Below are 18,609 nucleotides of genomic sequence, written 5' to 3' on the forward strand. Positions count from 1 at the left end.
CCGAGAGTATTGATGACTTCACTCAACCTCACCGACCTCGCCTGGACCCCACCAGGCCACGAGTACTGTCATCACCAGTTCCAACTGCGTGACGCCAGCCTGCGCGTGAGTGCCGGTGAGTTTGTGGGGCTGATCGGCCCCAACGGCAGCGGCAAGACCAGCCTGCTGCGGTGTGCCTATCGGTTCAGCAAACCGGCTGAAGGTGAGGTGCTGCTGGAACACCAGAACGTCTGGAAGCAATCCTCCAAGTGGTGCGCGCAACGTATCGCCGTAGTGCTCCAGGAGTTTCCCGACGCCTTCGGCCTGCGGGTGGATGAAGTGGTCGCCATGGGCCGCACGCCCCATAAAGGCCTGTTTGACAGCGACACTGTCGAAGACCAGGACCTGATCCGGCAAGCCCTAGAATCCGTTGGCCTGCTGGGCTTTGAAGACCACGCCTTCGCCACCCTCTCGGGCGGTGAAAAGCAGCGCGTGATCCTGGCCCGCGCCCTGGCCCAGCAACCGCAACTGCTGATCCTCGACGAGCCGACGAACCACCTCGACCCCCGCTACCAACTGCAATTGCTGCAACTGGTCAAGCGCCTGAACATCGCCACCCTGGCGAGCATTCATGACCTGAACCTGGCCGCCGCGTTCTGCGATCGCCTGTACGTGATCAACCACGGGCGCATCGTCGCCAGCGGCGCACCCCACGAAGTGCTCACCGCCGAGTTGCTGCGCGAGGTGTTCGGCGTTGAAGCATTGATCGACACTCATCCTTTGTCCGGCTACCCCCGAATTACCTGGATAACCCAACCATGATCCTGCGTTCCCTGCTGTCTTTTGCTTTACTGCTCGGCACTTCCCAGGCATTCGCCGAAGCGACTCATTACCCGCTGAACATCCAAAGCTGCAACCGTCAGGTGACCTTCGCCGAGGCGCCGAAACACGCGGTCAGCCACGACATCAACATGACCCAGATGATGCTCGCCCTGGGCCTCAAGTCGCACATGGCCGGCTACAGCGGCGTGACCGGCTGGAAGTCGGTGACACCGCAAATGGCGCAGATCCTCGACGGCCTGCCGGAACTGGCGAGTAAATACCCCTCGGTGGAAACCCTGCTCAACGCCAACGTCGATTTCTTCTTCGCCGGTTGGGACTACGGCATGCGCGTGGGCGGCGACCTCACGCCGCAAACCCTGCAACCGTTGGGCATCAACGTGTATGAGCTGACCGAGTCCTGCGCGTTCGTGATGAAGCGCCCGGCCGCCACCCTGGAAGACACCTATAACGACCTGCGCAACCTGGGCAAGATCTTCGACGTGCAGGACCGCGCCAATGCGCTGATCGCGCAGATGCAGGCCCAGGTGGCCGAGGTGCAGAAAACCCTGCCCGCCGACAAGCCGCGTGTCTTCCTCTACGACAGCGGTGAAGACCGCGCCATGACGTCCGGCCGCCTGGGCATGCCCCAAGCGCTGATCGATGCGGCCGGTGGGCGCAATATCCTGGATGATGTGGACGCCAGCTGGACCCGGGTCAACTGGGAAACCGTGGTGGAGCGCAACCCGCAAGTGATCGTCATCGTCGACTACAGCGAAATCACCGCCGAGCAGAAAGAGCAATTCCTGCTCAACAACCCGGCGCTGCAATCGGTGGACGCGATCAAGAACCAACGCTTTATTGTCATCCCCTATGTGCAGGCCACGCCCGGCATCGACAATGTGCTGGCGGTTGAAACCCTGGCCAAGGGGTTCCACGGCGAATGATCACCCCTCGCTACGCCTTGCTGCTGAGTGCCCTTGGCGCGTTGCTGCTGATCTCGTGCGTTATCTCGCTGGGGTTCGGCTCGGCGCGGGTGCCGGTGGACGTGGTGTGGCGAATTTTGCTGCACAAGGCCTTCGGTATTGGCGCAGTGGACTGGAGCAACGGCCAGGAACATATCGTGTGGCTGATCCGGGTGCCGCGCATGTTGTTGGGCGCCTTGGTGGGCGCCGGGCTGGCATTGATCGGTGCGGTATTGCAGGCCGTCACACGCAACCCGCTGGCCGACCCGCACCTGCTGGGTGTGACCTCCGGCGCCACCCTTGGCGCGGTGATCGTGGTGTTGCATGTGGGTGAAGTGATTGGCCTGTTGACCCTGCCCATTGCCGCGTTCATCGGTGCATTGTTGAGCATGATCGTGGTGCTGGCGGTGGCCAGTCGCAACGGCCGCCTGGAGAGTGACCGGTTGCTGCTGTGCGGGGTGGCCGTGTCGTTCGTGATGATGGCGGTGGCCAACCTGCTGCTGTTCATGGGCGACCACCGCGCGGCTTCGGCAGTGATGTTCTGGATGCTCGGCGGCCTCGGCCTCGCGCGCTGGGAATTGCTGGCAATTCCCTTTGCCACCGTGTTGCTGGGGCTGGTGTTGCTGCTGGGCATGGCGCGACCATTGAACGCATTGATGGCCGGCGAACAGACCGCCGTGACCCTGGGTTTGAACGCACGCAATGTACGGCTCAAAGTGTTTTTGATCGCCTCGCTGATGACCGGCGTGCTGGTGTCCATCAGCGGCTCCATCGGCTTTGTGGGGCTGATGGTGCCGCACATTGCGCGACGCTTGGTGGGCGCCGAGCATCGCCGGTTACTGCCGGTGTGTGTACTGTTGGGCAGTGTGTTCCTGGTGTGGGTCGACGTAGCAGCCCGCACGATGATCGCCCCCGAGGACTTGCCGATTGGCGTGGCCACGGCGGCGATTGGCGGGCTGTTTTTTATCGGTTTGATGCGCAAGCGCTAACAGCGGTTACTTGGCCGGGTCGTCTTCCTTGAGTGTTTGCAGCAGGTGGCGCGCCACCTGGCTGCGAGGCAGCCAGAAGCGGTCGACTTCCAGAATGGTCAATTTACCCGAGGTGGCCAACCGGCGGATCACCTCACTGGGCAGGACCTTCAGCGTGCCGCCGTCCTCCTCCCAGTCATCGCGCAGCAGTTGGTTTTCGTCGGCGTGGTAACTGGGCTCGAAAACAATCAAACCACCGTGCAACGGAGTGAAGTAGTAGCGGCCACCGGCAACCCCGTCCTGGCGCAGCATTTCTATGGCGCCCCGAATTTCTGACTGGGTCACGAAGTTGCGCGCCAGCGCGTCCTCGTAGCGATCCGCCAAGCGCCGGCGTTGCGCGTCGACCTTGTAAAGCTGTTGCACGCCGATGACCTTATACCCTTTGGGGTAGTGGGTTGAAGTGCTGGTGTACCGCAGGTTCATTACCCCCTCGAACAGCGCTTTGTAGGCAGGCGTATCGCGGCGCCGACCCACCGGCACGGAGGGGCCGGGGTCTTCCACAGGCTGCACGGCAATGAACGTATCGCTGTCACCATTACTCAGGATCGCGCCCTGGCGTGCCTGCCGGGCAAGTGGGGCGAAGCGCTGCCATACCAGGCGCGCCGCATCGTCGGGGTGAGCACACAACGGCCCCAGCGCAAGGCGCGGATCAAGCTCGCCCAGCGTGGGTAGAGACGCGCTTAACGAGCGTGCCCTGGCGACCCAGAACGGGCTGCTGGCCAACAGGCGCAGCTCACCGGATTGCGCCAGTTTCAACACATAGCCATCGACAGTGCCGTTGCTGTGCAGGCTTGTAAGGTAGGCCTCCTGGCGAGCCGCTGAGGTAAAGTCGCTGTCCAGCCGGGTTGCCTGGTAGCGAACCAGCGCACCGTCGGGGCACGACAGGTACAGCGGCAAGAATTGCTCGTCTGGCGCGTTCAGCACCCGCAAGAAACTCAGGGCGGCGAGCATGGCTGCAGGCGCCATCAGTTGCTCATAGCCCACGCCCTGGGGCAGCCTGGCTGAAGCATGCGTCGGCAAGCGCACATACAATCCATGCAGCGCGTAGCCGAGCGGTAAGTTGGCGCTTATAAAGACTCGGTCCAGGTTGAACTTGAGGTCGTCACCCTTGACCGGTGAACTGGCAACAAAGTGCCCATTGTCAGACGACTTGAGAATCACCCCCACACTCAGCTTACCGCGTTCGTGAGTCGCCTCGTGCCCGTGGCGGGCAGCATCATCGGCGTGTTTGAACACCGGGCTCAGTGCCCGGTCAGCCACCGCGTGCTGCACTTCATCCGGTCGCAGGTAAGCCAGGCCGGGCATCCAGCCCGGCAGCACCTTGCGTGCCGTGCCCCACAGCGGGCTGCCCTCCAGCACCGTCAGGGTGCCCACCCGTACCAGCTGGTTGACCAGTTCAGAGGGTTGCCTACGGCCCGCCCGCAGTTGCTGTTCAAGGGCATTGCCGAAAGGGTCATGGGGCGCCTGGCGATTGGCTTGCAACGATGTTTCCAGCTGCTCAAGCAACTGCGTCGTCTCGTCGCGTTGGGCGCGGGACATCAAGTCACGGTCGGGGTCTTGCAGGGTGAAACAGAGCAACGAGCCGTCGGGGCCGAACAGGTATTCATGGGTCCACAGGTGCGCAGACTTGAATAAGGTGCCCAGTACCGGGGTAGCAAACAGGTTCTGGTACACCTGGTTCTCTTGCTCCGCCAACCAGAATGGCAGCACCGCAGCCCCACGGCAGCGATAGCGCGCGACGGCCTTCCAGCCTGGCGCCAGCAGCATCTGGCTGACGTCATCATCGGGCAGGATTTCCTTGGGGTTGAAGTCTTCACCAGACACCGGCACCGCCTGCGTCGCAACAAACTTGCCGTTGCGCCCCAGGACCAGCCCGCCATGACCGGCGCTGTGAGGTTGTTGATAGGCATAGCGCACGGCGTCTGCCTGGGTGCTGAACAGCGGGCTCAATGGCCGTCGCAAAAAATCCCCATAGGCCGCCCAGGGGCTGGATTGGCTGACCTCCAGCTTGCCCGCCCGGCCCCAGCAGTCGCTGGGCACCACCACACTCAGCCAGCTTAATCGTGCGACCTGATTGATAAACGCCACGGGCGACATTTGGCCACCGGCCAGCAAGGTTTTTTCATCCTCAAAGACTCCCGACTCCTGGCGCGCCGGTTTGAACAGAGTCGATGACACCGGGGCCTGCACCCTCAACAACGCGCGGTCCAACGTCGAGATAAAGATCGGCAAGCCGGTCAGCGCGCCGGTCTCGCGCAGGCGCCTGGCCTCCAGGACGGCGCTGTCCAAATCCTCGGCAGAGAGAAAGTGGCGTGCCAGCCAGTGCTCATGGGTGGCAAGCCCTTGCGGTACCCAGTGCCGAACGTAGAACAACCCATGCAGGTGATAGTGCGACGGGTAGGCAAAACCACCCTCGCCAGCGGTTTGAAACAGCCCGCCCTGGGCGAACAAGCCGGCCTTGTCCCAGGACGGCGCCACCTCGGTGCACACAAAGGCGTCTTTGTCCCGATGCTTGAGGATGAAGGCGTAGCCCGTCTGGGTCGGCGCCTCGTAACCGGCAACTTGCCGGTGCAAGGCTTGCGCGGCGTCCTGGGCCTTGGCGAACACCGCGCCAAAGGAAACCTGCTCGGGGCGCTGGCGCTGCGAAATCGTGCGGCTCGGGCGCCAGTGTTCGGTAATCAGGCCCGACGCCCCCCATAGCGGGCTGGGCAATACCACGCGCAGACTGCCGGCAGCCGCCACCTGCCGCACCCACTCTTTGGCCGTCAAGGAACCATTGTCCAAATTACGCGCCACGGGGCTGCCCAGGGCGGAAGGCGTGACGTCCTTGAGCAGCGAAGCCTGTGCGGGCAAATCGACCATGTCATACACCAGCAAGGCGTCGCGGGCACTCGACAGGTAGCCCACCGGCACCTGGTGGCGGTTCTGAATCAAGGTGTAGATGTCGTCGGCAGAAAAAAACTGCGCTTGCAGGTAGGCATCTTCCCGTGACCAGCCCTCGCGTGCCATGCGTGCAGGCTCGATCAGCGACACGCCACGGCACGACCCATACACGGCTTTCAAGGTGTGCCCGGTGGGCAGCAACGAACGGCCCTTGGGGTCCTGGGGATAAACAACACCCAGGGCAAAACGCCCGGTGTCGTCCACATACAGCGGCTCGGTCGCCACGTAGAGGCCATCCGAGCGTTGCAGGATATAGCCGGTGTAGTCGCGCTCGCGTTGGTCTTTGAGCTGCCCATGGGCGTAGCGCGCTGCATCCTCCATCTGCAGGAACCCGCTGCTCAGGAGAGGTTCCTGCACGCTGGCGTAGGGGCGCCAGGTGTCGCCCACCAGGCCTGGGGTATCCCACAGCGTTGCGGGCTGGAGCACCGACAGCGCGCCCGCTTCGGCGACTTTAAGGATCAGGGCATGAGGCGTAAGCGTACCGGCCCGCAATTCGTCTGCCAGGCCGTTGTCTGTTACGCGGCCGTCGGGCAGCACACCAAACAGTTGGCTTTCCTGGGCCGAACCGGAAAACTGGTAACCCAATTGGGCGCCGTCGAGGGTACTGAAGTAGAGGGCCAGGTTGCTGTCGGCATGGCGACGCGCAAAGGCAATGGCCCTGGCGAAATCCAGGGTGGCGATAAACGATTCGTACAACCAGGGTTTTGCGTGAATCCCGCTGCTGTCGGGTTCACTGCGGCAGTACCAACCTTTGAGTACGAAACCCGAGGGCAGCCGTGGCACACCGTCGCTGCCCGCCGGAAACAGTCGCGACAACGCGAAAAAATCCAGATCGTCGCCCGACTGCACAGCATCCGCAGGCTCTGTGACCACGTACTCCGAGGTGCTGCGGTGCTTGAGAATACAACCGATGCGCCTGCCGCCCGGTGCTGCCTGCATGCGGTCATGAGCATACTGCAGCGCCGTGAGCAGGTCGGTAAACACCAGGCTCAGGGGGGTGTCGATGGGCGCGCTCGCCTTGAACGGCGTCTGCGGGGCCCAGGTTGCGGGCACGCGCCCCTGCACGTTGTACCAGGACTCATCGGTCAGCAATACCGTCAGTTCGCCCACCTTCAACAGTTCCTTGACCATCCCTTCGGGTGTGCCATCAAAACCCTGGGGACGAGGTACGATCGTGCTTTGGCGACCGTCCCACAAATACTGTTCAAACTCACGTTCAGCCGCAGAGCCACTTGTCTGATACTTGATCAGCGTGCCCTTCATGCCGCTGGTGTAGAGCGCCTTGGTCAGTGCAGAAAAATGAATAACCGGAAAAATCGTCGCTACGTAAGGGACACTTGCCAGGAACGCCTTTTGCCTCGCCGTACGCTGGTCAAAGTCACTGTAATAACGGGCCACGGCCACGCTCGGGCGCTCGAAAAGCGCCACAATGTGATAGCCCTCAAGCTCCACGCGGGTCAAATACGCGCCGCTGTCGGGCGGTACCCCCCAAATCGCATGCTGCTGTGCTACTCGCAGCAGTTTTGAGGCCAAAAACCGGCCATCACTGCGCTGCAGGATAAAACTCAGGAGATACTCATCGTCCTGCTGGCTGGCGTAATGCTGGTAGCGGGCGGCATCATCGGCGGTCACAAAGACCGGGCTCAAGGAGTCCAGGATACGCGCATAGGGGCGCCAGTCCTGGCCCACGATGCCGGCCTTGTCCCATACCTGCCCGGTCTCAAGCACCGTCAACGTACCGACTGCCGCCACTTCCAGAACAAACTCGACGGGCGTCAGCGTGCCGGCCTTCAGGCGCTCATCGGCAGCCTTGCCTTGATCGGCCACCAGGCGCAATTGCTCCGGTGAGCCGGTGCAGTGATACGCCAGCAGTGCCCCGTCATTGGCGCGCAAATAAAAATCCATTCCCTGCTCATCGTCGGCCACCATTGCGAAGGCTGTCGCCAGGGACGAAGCCGTGAAGAAGCAGTCGGCCAGCCAGGTCTGCTTGGTCACAATGGGCGGGGTTGCCGGCAGCAGCGAGCAGTAGATGCCGTGCAAATAAAACCCGCTGGGTAATTTGGGACGGCCTTTGGGCAATGTCAGCTTCGGATGGCGCAATGCAAACACTTGCTTCAAGGCGGCCGCGGGCAAATGCGCCACATACTCCCGCTCATCATCGATCAACAGGTAGCCAAAGTAAGTGCCTTGCAGGCTCATGTCTTGAAGGCTCGGGTCCAACGGCGGCAGGGCTGACCTGATGGCGTCTTTTACATGGCGAAAGACCTGAGTGTGGGGCGGCGTTTGCCGCTCTTGTGCGGCTTTTTCAACCGTTTGGCTGATCGTCCAGGGCTCAACTACCTGGCCGGCTTTGCCACCCCACACACCATTGGGCACCACAACCCGAAGCACCCCCGCGCGCGCAGCGCTATTGATCAAGAAAATGAAGTTTTCAAAGTCAGTCGGGGGCCTGGAGATTTTGAGTACGCGCAAAAAATCGGCCTCGGTTTTGGAGCCGGTGCTTTCATATTTGATCAGCGAGTTATGGAGCCCCGACAAATAGTAAATCGGGCAAAATGCGCGCCGTTCGATAATGAAAACCAGGCCCTTCATCGAAAAGAAGCTGCTGTCCAGTTGCAACTGTGACGGGGTCCAGTGCGCCAATTCTTTTTTCTGCACTTTGCTTTGGTCGGTGCGAGAACTGTAAAAGGCGTAGACGCTGTAACCCTGTGGATGAATAAAATCCCCCTTGGCATCCGTCTTGAGTATGGTGCCAAAGTCAAACCCGCGGGCATCACCCGCAATCGGCACCGTGGGCTGGTATCGGTTGTCGGCGCGTTTCACTATCACGCCGCCATATACCCGGCCCCGCTTGTCGCTGACCTGGTGGTGCGCCCATGTTGCCGCATCGTTTGCGGTGATAAATACCGGCCCCAACGGCGCAAGTTCCACCGTGACTGTGCCGGGTTGGTCGTCTTGTAATTCAGTGCTGTCCATGTCCACCTACACTCAAATGGCGTTAAAAAAGCCTGGCGTCGCGCCCCGGGATCGGAGCGCGCCAGAAGGCTTGATTGTCAGTGGCTTGGCCGGAATAAACCGTTATATAGATAACGTCGTACGTATCGGGCTGACCGCACCCGAAGACTGGCTGTCAGTTGCGCAATCAGAGCTCGTCGCGGTCGCGAATACCCCCATCACCCACCGCCATCACCCGGTTCAAGTCCGAGGTCAACACGCCCGAACGGCTCCAGAACGGGCCACGCTTGAGTACGCGCAGTCGGCCGTTACGTGTCAATTCGGTGATGAAATGGCTCAACTTGCGCGGGTCGATGTGCAGGCCGTCAACCGCGTTCCAGCGTGACGGGCCGCCGAACAGGTCGGCTTCCTCGACCGAGTTATCGGGCTGGTAGCCCAACAAGGCACCGTCACGTGTAGTCAGGTAATAGTGCGCAATGGCAAGGCCGCGGGTGTGCTTGAGCACGTAGGCGTAGAAGGCCATTTCCTTCCAGGCCACAAAGTGCGCCCGCAAGAGCGCCTCTCCCTCGTAGGCCAGCTCATGCAATGCCGTTCGATACACCTGATGGGCGGCGACAATCGCAAACCCCGGCGCAAATATCGGCACTGTACCCACCAGGCTGCCGGTGCCCCGGGTGGTGAAAAATAGCTGTTCGACCACCGTTGATGGGTAAGCCTGATCTTGAAGCGGCAAAGACGCCACGTAGCTGTCAGCCCCATTGCCTTGCAAAATTGCACTCAGGTAAGCCTTGTCGGTAAACAGGCCCACCTGACGCACATTCCCCAGGACCGCGTCTTCGCCGTGGCTGAACAACGGCCCCAGGGCAACCGGCAACGGGCGACCAGGCGCTATACGCCATGTGGCACTGGGCACCACCACGGTCAATGTGCCGCTGCTCGCCAGGCTGGCGATGTACTCACGCGCCAACAGGCTGCGGGTGCGCAGGGCGATCACATCGCGGGGCGCCTTGCGCACCAACTCCGCCGCCGAGCCAAGCGCCGAGCGTGTGAATCGCAGCAACGCGCCGTCGGCACAGGACACGTAGACCGGCAGTTGCGCCCCGGGCTGCCAGCTCGCCAATGCACTGAGGGCCGATGCCAGGGCTACCGGAGAAAAATAACTTTGCCAAAAAACCTCGTTGGGGCCCGGCGGATGAAAATCATCGATGCTCGGCACGCAAAAATACACCCCGGCCAACTCATGACCGTAGGGGTAGCCCGCGTCGCTGAACACCCGTCGATGGGCGAACTTCGAGCCGTCGTCTGCCACCGGCAGGGTCGCCACAAAACGCTGCGCGGTCGATGACTTGAGCAGCATGCCGAAGGCCAGTGAATCGCGCCGCACCACCTGCCGATGCAGGTGCCGGGCCGCATCATCGGCCGTCAAGCACACGGGCCCCACGCCAGGCTCGGCGCGGGCCTCGACGTAGCCAGCCGGTGCAAGCCGAGACGCGGTATAAGGCTGCCAGCCCCGCACCTGGCCCGGCATGCCCCACAACGGGCTGCCCACCACCACTTGCACATCGAAGGTATTGGCCACCCGGTTGACGTATTCGGTGGGGCTCAGTTGGCCACTACGCAGGTTGCGTTCCATCGGGCTTTTTTGCCAATCATCCGGTGCCCGGCCCGGCGCCTTGAGGCTGTTGGTCAAGATGTGCTCATCAACGGTCAACCTGCGGGGCGACAGCCGCAGCAGCGCACCGTCCGGCGCCAACAGGTATTCGCTCAGGCGCTGGCTTGCCGTCAATGCCAGGGGTGCCAGGGAGCGGGTAGAAAACATGCAGCCGTAAACCTGCTTGTGTTGCGCCGACAGCGCAAACGGCCACTCACGGTAAAGCCGCGAGTGGTAGCGCGCCACCACCACGCCGCGCGGCGTGTACAAGCCCTGGGTAGCCATTTCGTCGGGCAATATCCAGTTCTGATCGAAGTCATCCCCAGGCACCACCAGTGGCTCGGTGGCGAAAAACCCGCCGTCATCGCGCCGCAGTACCAACCCGCCATACGCCTGCTCACGGGTCTGGCCGATACGCGCCTGCATCGCCCGCACCGCGTCGTCCATGCTGATAAACACCGGGCTCAGGTGCCGACGCTGCAGGTGGGCGTAAGGCTTCCAGCCGCTGTGAACGGGGCCGACCCGGTCCCAGCAGGGGCTGGTCTGCACCACTGCCAATTCGCTGTCGTGGATGAGCCGGTTTACAAAACCCAGCGCCGTGAGCGTGCCGATGCCCAGCGAACGGACAAAATCTTCGGGCCCGCTACCACCGTCCTGGAGGGCAAATGCTGTGGACTCGTACGGCAACCGGCAACGCAACAAGGCGCCTTGCTCGGTAGCAAAATACACAGGCAATCGGGCGCCGGGGCGGCCGAGCTTTTTGGCCTGTTCCACCCCATCGTAAAGCGCTGGCGGCAGGATGAAATGGCGACTCAACCATTGGTCGGCCGCAGACAAGCGCTCCCCCAGCCAGGCCTGCCCGTGCATTAATGCATGGCAGTGAAACCCTGGCGCTACGGCCGCCCCGTTGAACAGGCTCGACAGTGCAAAGGCCGTGCGCCGGCCATCGTCGGGCACCCGCTCACTGGCCACGTATTCATCCCTGTCGTCATGCTTGAGGATAAACAGGAAAAACGCCTGGCTCGTGGGATAGTTCTGCAATGGCCGGGCCAGCGCATCACGGGCCGCGCTGTCGGAGGCGCCGAACACCGCGCCATAGGCGACCTGACCGGGCCGCTCATAACCGAGCACCGCGATGGAGGGCTGCCAGTCGGCGCCAAGCTTGCGCGGCGGCCCCCATAGCCGGTTGCCCTCCACCACCCGCACGCCACTGATCCCGGCCAGTTCACGCACTACCCCCGAAGGCTTCAACGTACCGTCGGCCAGGCTTTTGGCAATGGCACTGGCGCCCGCCAGCTCGGCCTCCTTCCAGCGTAATAAAGCTTCCCCGCCGGAACCGGTGGGCTCCAGCACCACGAGGCTGTCTTCGGCACCCGACAAGTACGCCGCCAGCGTACGGCCGAGAACACGGTAGGCTTCGGCGTCGGTAAACATCTGCGCATTGAGGTCTGCCTCATCTGCGCTCCAGTTCAAACGTGCGGCCTGCGCCGGGTCGCTCATGGACAACGCCTTGTGGGAGCCAAACCAGGCATGTACCTGATGGCCGACGGGCAGCAGACGCATGGAATTGTCCGGCCCCACCGGGTAAAAGCCCTCGAACGCGAACGGGTTGGCACCGGTTTGCAGGTGGTCGGTGACCACATAACGCTGCTCGGCGGTCTTGAGTATCAATGCGCCAAACTCGCGATCACGCTGCTGTGCCACGCGGGCATGGGCGTAACGCGCTGCGTCGTCGGCGGATAAAAACACCTCGCTCAACCCCGGCCTGGGAAATGCCGGATAGGGCCGCCAATCAGAACCTACCTGGCCACGTGGCCCCCACATCACGGTGCTGCGTACAACACTCAGTTGCCCGGCATTGGCCACCCGCCGGATAAAATCCTGTGGGCTGAGCGTGCCATTGAGCAACGCCGTGTCGAACCCGTTATCCGTCACGGTACCGTCGGCATCAACCCTGAACAACGCGGTTTCGGCCTCGCCGAAGGAACAGCGATAGTTGAGCAATGTCCGCTCGATACAGGGATGGTAGATCGACAAGCCAATTTCCGGGTTCAACAATCCCGATGTTCTGAGTTGGTGAATACCCAAAGCCAGGTCCCGGGGCGCGAAGAAATTTTGATACAGCCAGGCCTCTTGAGGCGGCAGCGCAGAGGAAGGGACGTCGCCGGGCGTCAGCAACCCCAGCAGCTCATAACCGTCGGGCAATAGCGGTTTGTCGTGCTTGCCCAGTGCAAACAACTGCGGCATGTACGCACGCCGCGGGTCCATTGGGCGCCCCAGTGTGGCGATGTACTGCTCCTTGCCATGGGCCTTGAGCACCACGCCTGCCTCGGGGCCATCTGCCCGGGCAAGGCGAATGGCCTTGGCGGCCTGGTCCTGCACGGGCGTAAACAGTGGCATGCCCGTCAACGCAGTGGAACTGAAGGGTTCAAACACCACCCAGTCAGCCGGTACCTTGCCGTGGGAGCCACCCCATAGCGCGGTTGGAACCACCAGGTTCAACTCGCCCAAGGTCGAGACTTTTTTTACCAGGTCGCTGAACGGGCCATAGACCCCCACAGGATTGCGCGCCGGTTTTCCTGCCCGGATCCATAAGGCAAAACTGCGTTCGGCGTCGGACCCGCTGGGCGCATAACGCAGCAGCGAACCGTCGGGCCCGGAAAGATAGGCCGCCGGGAAAAACGCCCGGTCATCCACGTCGTGGGTAAAGTCCGTATTTGAAAAGAAACCCAAAAAAGCCTTGACCATCCGCGTATCAAACGAGCGGTTGCGCTGCTCAATCCGCTCATGCTGGGAAGGATGGGAGTGATAGCTGGCCACGCAGGTGTAGCCCCTGGGGTGCTGGTAGTAACCCTCCGGGCTGACGGCGAGCACTTTGAACAGGTCAAATTGCATCGCATCCCCGGGTACCGGCTCGGTGGCGAAGTACAGCCCGTCGGGGTTTTTCACAATCACGCCGCCGTACTCGCGGTCGCGGCGCGCCCCTATCTTGCGGTGCGCCCAGTAGGCGGCATCCGCCTCGTGCACAAACGCCGCGCTGAGGGGCGGCAGGCGCGCCGCGCCGCGGTGGGCTTGGGCAGCACGTAGTTCGCGGGATAATCGGATCGCCATGAAAACTCCTTGGATGGGCATCGTCAGTGTCCATTCTCAGCGCCCATCAAGGTGTAGCGGCGGTAGGTAAGTACCGGCACCTTTAAGGTGCGAAAGCGTGCACGCACCTGCACCAAAGGCGCCGTACTGGTGCGACAGGCGCACCGTTGACCCAAGCCTCGCGCCGGTGCACCACGATTGCGCGCCTCGGCACAGCCTTTGCAATCACTCCTGCATCACACCATTGAGTCATGGAGATTGCACAATGAAGCGTCGCAGCTTGATCAAGGCTTTCACACTGTCGGCGTCCATCGCCGCCATGGGCATGACCTGGACCGTACAGGCCGCCGAGACCATCAAGGTCGGCATCCTGCACTCGCTGTCCGGGACCATGGCCATCTCCGAGACCTCGCTTAAAGACATGGCGTTGATGACCATCGACGAGATTAACGCCAAGGGCGGCGTGAACGGCAAGATGCTCGAACCGGTGGTGGTCGACCCCGCCTCGAACTGGCCGCTGTTCGCGGAAAAAGGCCGGCAGTTGCTGACCCAGGACAAGGTTGCCGTGGTGTTCGGCTGCTGGACATCGGTCTCGCGTAAATCGGTATTGCCGGTGTTCGAAGAGCTCAACGGTTTGCTGTTCTACCCGGTGCAATACGAAGGCGAAGAGATGTCGCCGAACGTGTTCTATACCGGTGCGGCGCCCAACCAGCAGGCGATCCCGGCGGTGGAATACTTGATGAGCGAAGAAGGCGGCGGCGCCAAGCGCTTCTTCCTGCTGGGCACCGACTATGTGTACCCGCGCACCACCAACAAGATTTTGCGTTCGTTCCTGCATTCCAAAGGCGTAGCGGACAAAGACATCGAAGAGGTCTACACCCCGTTCGGCCATGCCGACTACCAGACCATTGTGGCCAACATCAAAAAATTCTCGGCCGGTGGTAAGACCGCCGTGATCTCCACCGTGAATGGCGACTCCAACGTGCCGTTCTACAAAGAGCTGGCCAACCAGGGCCTGAAAGCCACCGACGTTCCGGTTGTCGCCTTCTCTGTGGGTGAAGAAGAACTGCGCGGCATCGACACCAAGCCACTGGTGGGCAACCTCGCTGCCTGGAACTACTTCCAGTCGGTGGAGAACCCGGTGAACAAAAAATTCGTGGCCGACTGGAAAGCCTACGCCAAGGCCCACAACCTGCCGGGCGCGGATAAAGCCGTGACCAACGACCCGATGGAAGCCACCTACGTGGGCATCCACATGTGGGCGCAGGCGGTTGAGAAAGCCAAGTCCACCGACGTCGACAAAGTACGTGAGGCCATGGCCGGGCAGACCTTCGCCGCGCCGTCCGGTTTCACCCTGACCATGGACAAGACCAACCACCACCTGCACAAGCCGGTGATGATCGGTGAGATCCAGGCCGATGGGCAGTTCTCGGTGGTGTGGCAGACCCAGGAACCGATCCGCGCGCAGCCGTGGAGCCCGTACATTCCGGGGAATGACAAGAAGCCGGATTACGCCGTCAAGAGCAACTGATCCAAGGGGTGTCGGCATCTGAGATGCCGACACAAACCCTGTAGGAGCTGGCTTGCCTGCGATGCGGATACCTCGACAGGTCTGATGCACCGCTATCGCAAGCAAGCCAGCTCCCACATTTGTTCGAGCAAGGCCCAAGAATATGCCCACTGCCCTCCACCGCTTCATCCTCGCCGCCCTGCTGTTGCTGCCCTTCGCCGCACACGCCAGCGACGCCGAAGACTTCCTTGCCGCCAACCCGATGCAACAAGCCAAGCTGCTCCAGGACTGGGCCGCCCAGCCTGACCCGGCACGCATCGAGCTGGTGGACGCCCTGCAACAAGGCCAGATCAGCGTCAACGGCGAAACCAAGACCGTACGCCTGAACAACCGCCTGCGCGGCCTGATCGACAACGTGCAAGCCAGCCAGGAACTGCTCGCCGCTGACCCCAAGGTGCGCCTCGCCGCAGCCCTCACGCTGCAAAAAAGCGCACAACCTGCGCAGCTGAAATTCCTCGACCAACAGCTCGCCGGCGAAACCAATGACGACGTGCACGTCGCCTTGAGCCTGGCCCTGGCCAACCTGCAACTGGTGGACACCGACCCGGCCGTGCGCCTGGCTGCCGTGCGCTTGCTCGGCGGCACCGGCGACCCATTGGCCCGTACTCGCCTGGAAGCCTTGCTCGCCCCCGGCGTCGAAGCCGACGCCACGGTGCACACCGCCGCCGAGACCAGCCTGGCCCAGGTCAAACGCAAACTGCTGATCGGCGAGATCCTCGGCCAGGCCTTCAGCGGCATGTCCCTGGGCTCGATCCTGCTACTGGCCGCGCTCGGCCTGGCGATCACTTTCGGCTTGCTCGGCGTGATCAACATGGCCCACGGCGAGATGCTGATGCTCGGCGCCTACTCCACCTATGTGGTGCAGTTGATGATGCAGCGCTACGTGCCCCAGGCAATCGAGTTCTACCCGCTGATCGCATTGCCGGTGGCGTTTTTTGTCACCGCGGCCATCGGCATGGCACTGGAACGCACGGTGATTCGTCACCTGTATGGCCGCCCGCTGGAAACCCTGCTCGCCACCTGGGGCATCAGCCTGATGCTGATCCAACTGGTGCGCCTGGTGTTCGGTGCGCAGAACGTTGAAGTGGCCAACCCCGAGTGGCTGTCCGGCGGGATCCAGGTGTTGCCCAACCTGGTGCTGCCGTACAACCGCATCGTGATCATCGTCTTCGCGCTGTGCGTGGTAGTGCTGACCTGGCTGCTGCTGAACAAGACGCGCCTGGGGCTCAACGTGCGGGCCGTCACCCAGAACCGCAACATGGCCGCCTGCTGCGGCGTGCCCACCGGGCGCGTAGACATGCTCGCCTTTGGCCTGGGCTCCGGGATCGCCGGCCTGGGCGGCGTTGCCTTGAGCCAGATCGGCAACGTCGGCCCGGACCTCGGCCAGAGCTACATCATCGACTCGTTCCTGGTGGTGGTACTCGGCGGCGTCGGCCAACTGGCCGGTAGCGTCATGGCCGCCTTCGGCTTAGGGATAGCCAACAAGATTCTCGAACCGCAAATCGGTGCCGTACTCGGCAAGATCCTGATCCTCGCGCTGATTATTCTGTTCATCCAGAAACGCCCGCAAGGACTCTTCGCACTGAAAGGACGGGTGATCGACTGATGAACCAGCCATTGATGCTCACGGCCGCACAAAAGGCCGGCCCCAAGGTGACCGTCGCGGTCGGCGCAGTGATCTTGATCCTGCTGCTGGCGCTGCCGTTGTTTTCCCTGTTGTCACCGGAAAATCCGCTGCACGTTTCTGCCTACACCCTGACGCTGGTGGGCAAGATCCTGTGCTACGCCATCGTCGCCCTGGCGCTGGACCTGGTGTGGGGTTACGCCGGCATGTTGTCCCTCGGCCACGGCTTGTTCTTTGCGCTGGGCGGCTATGCCATGGGCATGTACCTGATGCGCCAGGCCTCGGGTGACGAGCTGCCGGCGTTCATGACCTTTTTGTCGTGGACCGAATTGCCTTGGTACTGGACCGGCACCAGCCACTTCCTCTGGGCCATGTGCCTGGTGGTATTGGCGCCAGGTTTGCTGGCGCTGGTGTTCGGGTTCTTCGCCTTCCGCTCGCGGATCAAGGGCGTGTACTTCTCGATCATGACCCAGGCCCTGACGTTTGCCGGGATGCTGTTGTTCTTCCGTAACGAGACCGGGTTTGGCGGCAATAACGGCTTTACCAATTTCCGTAGCATCCTCGGTTTTGGCATCACCGAACCGGGCACCCGGGCGGTGCTGTTTGTGGCCACCGTGGCGTTGCTGGTGGCCAGCCTGTACATCGGCTGGCGCCTGGCGCAGAGCAAGTTCGGCCGGGTGCTGACGGCGCTGCGGGACGCGGAAAACCGGCTGATGTTCTGCGGCTACGACCCGCGTGGGTTCAAGCTGTTTGTGTGGGTGTTGAGCGCGGTGTTGTGCGGCTTGGCGGGTGCGCTGTATGTACCGCAAGTGGGCATCATCAACCCCAGCGAAATGTCGCCGACCAACTCCATTGAAGCGGCGGTGTGGGTGGCGCTCGGTGGTCGCGGAACATTGATCGGCCCGCTGCTGGGCGCCGGTGTGGTCAACGGCATGAAGAGCTGGTTCACCGTGGCCTTTCCTGAATACTGGCTGTTCTTCCTCGGCGCGCTGTTCATCATCGTCACCCTGTACTTGCCCAAGGGTGTGATCGGCCTGCTGAAGAAAAGGGGCGACCAATGAGAATCACCGCGACGGCCGAATTTATGCTCGAACCTATCCTTGAACCGAACAAAGACCAAGGCACCAGCCGTGATGCCATTGGCCTGGGGCAAGTCGCCGGCACGGGCCTCAACACTCGCCACGGTACGATTTTGACCCTGGAAGACATCAGCGTCAGCTTCGATGGTTTCAAGGCGTTGAACGACCTGAACCTGTACATCGGCGTCGGCGAATTGCGCTGCATCATCGGCCCCAACGGCGCGGGCAAGACCACGCTGATGGACGTGATCACCGGCAAGACCCGGCCCAGCCACGGCAAGGCCTGGTTCGGCGAAACCCTGGACCTGACCAGCATGAGCGAAGTGCAGATCGCCCAGGCCGGCATCGGTCGCAAGTTCCAGAAACCCACGGTATTCGAAGCCTTGAGCGTGTTCGAAAACCTGGAACTGGCGCAAAAGACCGACAAGTCAGTGTGGGCCAGCCTGCGGGCGCGCTTGAGTGGCGAGCAGAAAGACCGCATCAGTGAAGTCCTCGACACCATCCGCCTGACCGCCTCGGTCAATCGCCCGGCCGGCTTGCTGTCCCACGGCCAGAAGCAGTTCCTGGAAATCGGCATGTTGCTGATGCAAGACCCGCAACTGTTGCTGCTGGACGAACCGGTGGCCGGCATGACCGACGCCGAAACCGAGTTCACCGCCGAGTTGTTCAAGCGCCTGGCGGGCAAGCATTCGCTGATGGTGGTGGAGCACGACATGGGCTTTGTCGGCGCGATTGCCGACCACGTGACGGTGTTGCACCAGGGCAGCGTGCTGGCCGAAGGGTCGCTGGCACAGGTGCAGGAAAATGAGCGGGTGATCGAGGTTTACCTCGGTCGCTGATGCTTTATGTAGGAGCTGGCTTGCCTGCGATGGCATCGACACGGTGCAACTGATACACCGAGTCGCC

At 62.1% G+C, this 18,609-nt stretch carries 9 protein-coding genes; 7 read left to right on the top strand and 2 right to left on the bottom strand.

The features are described 5' to 3' along the window. Nucleotides 1-12 precede the first annotated feature (12 nt). From ACZRN6_RS17915 to ACZRN6_RS17925, 3 genes are read left to right on the top strand one after another with little or no spacing between them, the layout of a single operon-like run. Nucleotides 13-801 (top strand): ABC transporter ATP-binding protein, encoded by a 789-nt coding sequence (locus ACZRN6_RS17915; RefSeq protein ID WP_322143041.1) that lies wholly within the window; start codon nt 13-15, stop codon nt 799-801. Beyond that, nucleotides 798-1,745 (top strand): ABC transporter substrate-binding protein, encoded by a 948-nt coding sequence (locus ACZRN6_RS17920; protein ID WP_322143040.1) that lies wholly within the window; start codon nt 798-800, stop codon nt 1,743-1,745. The genes ACZRN6_RS17915 and ACZRN6_RS17920 overlap by 4 nt, the downstream gene beginning before the upstream one ends. Beyond that, nucleotides 1,742-2,752, top strand: coding sequence for a FecCD family ABC transporter permease (locus ACZRN6_RS17925; RefSeq protein ID WP_322143039.1), 1,011 nt, complete (start codon nt 1,742-1,744; stop codon nt 2,750-2,752). The genes ACZRN6_RS17920 and ACZRN6_RS17925 overlap by 4 nt, the downstream gene beginning before the upstream one ends. 6 nt (nt 2,753-2,758) lie before the next feature. Here ACZRN6_RS17925 and ACZRN6_RS17930 read toward each other — a convergent pair whose 3' ends face one another. Together ACZRN6_RS17930 and ACZRN6_RS17935 are read right to left on the bottom strand one after the other, a co-directional pair. Beyond that, nucleotides 2,759-8,710 carry a hypothetical protein gene (locus ACZRN6_RS17930; RefSeq protein WP_464008422.1) on the bottom strand — a complete coding sequence of 1,984 codons (5,952 nt, stop codon included), beginning with the start codon at nt 8,708-8,710 and terminating at the stop codon, nt 2,759-2,761. A gap of 166 nt (nt 8,711-8,876) precedes the next feature. Further along, nucleotides 8,877-13,451: a DUF4329 domain-containing protein gene (locus ACZRN6_RS17935; RefSeq protein ID WP_464008423.1), complete on the bottom strand. Its 4,575-nt coding sequence runs from the start codon at nt 13,449-13,451 to the stop codon at nt 8,877-8,879. A 244-nt stretch (nt 13,452-13,695) separates the two neighbouring features. On the opposite strand from ACZRN6_RS17935, the gene urtA reads away from it, so the two are divergent. The 4 genes from urtA to urtD all read left to right on the top strand — a co-directional run bounded on the left by urtA (nt 13,696) and on the right by urtD (nt 18,542). Next, the gene (gene urtA / locus ACZRN6_RS17940) at nt 13,696-14,961 is read left to right on the top strand and encodes an urea ABC transporter substrate-binding protein (RefSeq protein ID WP_088425954.1); all 1,266 of its coding nucleotides are present in this window, start codon (nt 13,696-13,698) and stop codon (nt 14,959-14,961) included. 142 nt (nt 14,962-15,103) lie between these two features. Then, nucleotides 15,104-16,606, top strand: a complete 1,503-nt coding sequence (gene urtB, locus ACZRN6_RS17945; protein ID WP_322143036.1) for an urea ABC transporter permease subunit UrtB — start codon at nt 15,104-15,106, stop codon at nt 16,604-16,606. Continuing rightward, nucleotides 16,606-17,685, top strand: a complete 1,080-nt coding sequence (gene urtC / locus ACZRN6_RS17950) for an urea ABC transporter permease subunit UrtC (RefSeq protein WP_063033353.1) — start codon at nt 16,606-16,608, stop codon at nt 17,683-17,685. Before urtB ends, urtC begins: the two co-directional genes overlap by 1 nt. After that, nucleotides 17,682-18,542, top strand: coding sequence for an urea ABC transporter ATP-binding protein UrtD (urtD, locus tag ACZRN6_RS17955; protein ID WP_416152056.1), 861 nt, complete (start codon nt 17,682-17,684; stop codon nt 18,540-18,542). The genes urtC and urtD overlap by 4 nt, the downstream gene beginning before the upstream one ends. The last annotated feature ends 67 nt before the right edge of the window (nt 18,543-18,609 follow it).

The sequence above is a fragment of the Pseudomonas sp. A125 genome, from assembly GCF_055409485.1.

Bases quoted from the DNA above. Each gene is read 5' to 3' on its own strand.
- urtD (WP_416152056.1), top strand. From the start codon at position 17,682: ATGAGAATCACCGCGACGGCCGAATTTATGCTCGAACCTATCCTTGAA.
- ACZRN6_RS17915 (WP_322143041.1), top strand. From the start codon at position 13: ATGACTTCACTCAACCTCACCGACCTCGCCTGGACCCCACCAGGCCAC.
- ACZRN6_RS17925 (WP_322143039.1), top strand. From the start codon at position 1,742: ATGATCACCCCTCGCTACGCCTTGCTGCTGAGTGCCCTTGGCGCGTTG.
- urtC (WP_063033353.1), top strand. From the start codon at position 16,606: ATGAACCAGCCATTGATGCTCACGGCCGCACAAAAGGCCGGCCCCAAG.
- ACZRN6_RS17920 (WP_322143040.1), top strand. From the start codon at position 798: ATGATCCTGCGTTCCCTGCTGTCTTTTGCTTTACTGCTCGGCACTTCC.
- urtA (WP_088425954.1), top strand. From the start codon at position 13,696: ATGAAGCGTCGCAGCTTGATCAAGGCTTTCACACTGTCGGCGTCCATC.
- ACZRN6_RS17930 (WP_464008422.1), bottom strand. From the start codon at position 8,710: ATGGACAGCACTGAATTACAAGACGACCAACCCGGCACAGTCACGGTG.
- urtB (WP_322143036.1), top strand. From the start codon at position 15,104: ATGCCCACTGCCCTCCACCGCTTCATCCTCGCCGCCCTGCTGTTGCTG.
- ACZRN6_RS17935 (WP_464008423.1), bottom strand. From the start codon at position 13,451: ATGGCGATCCGATTATCCCGCGAACTACGTGCTGCCCAAGCCCACCGC.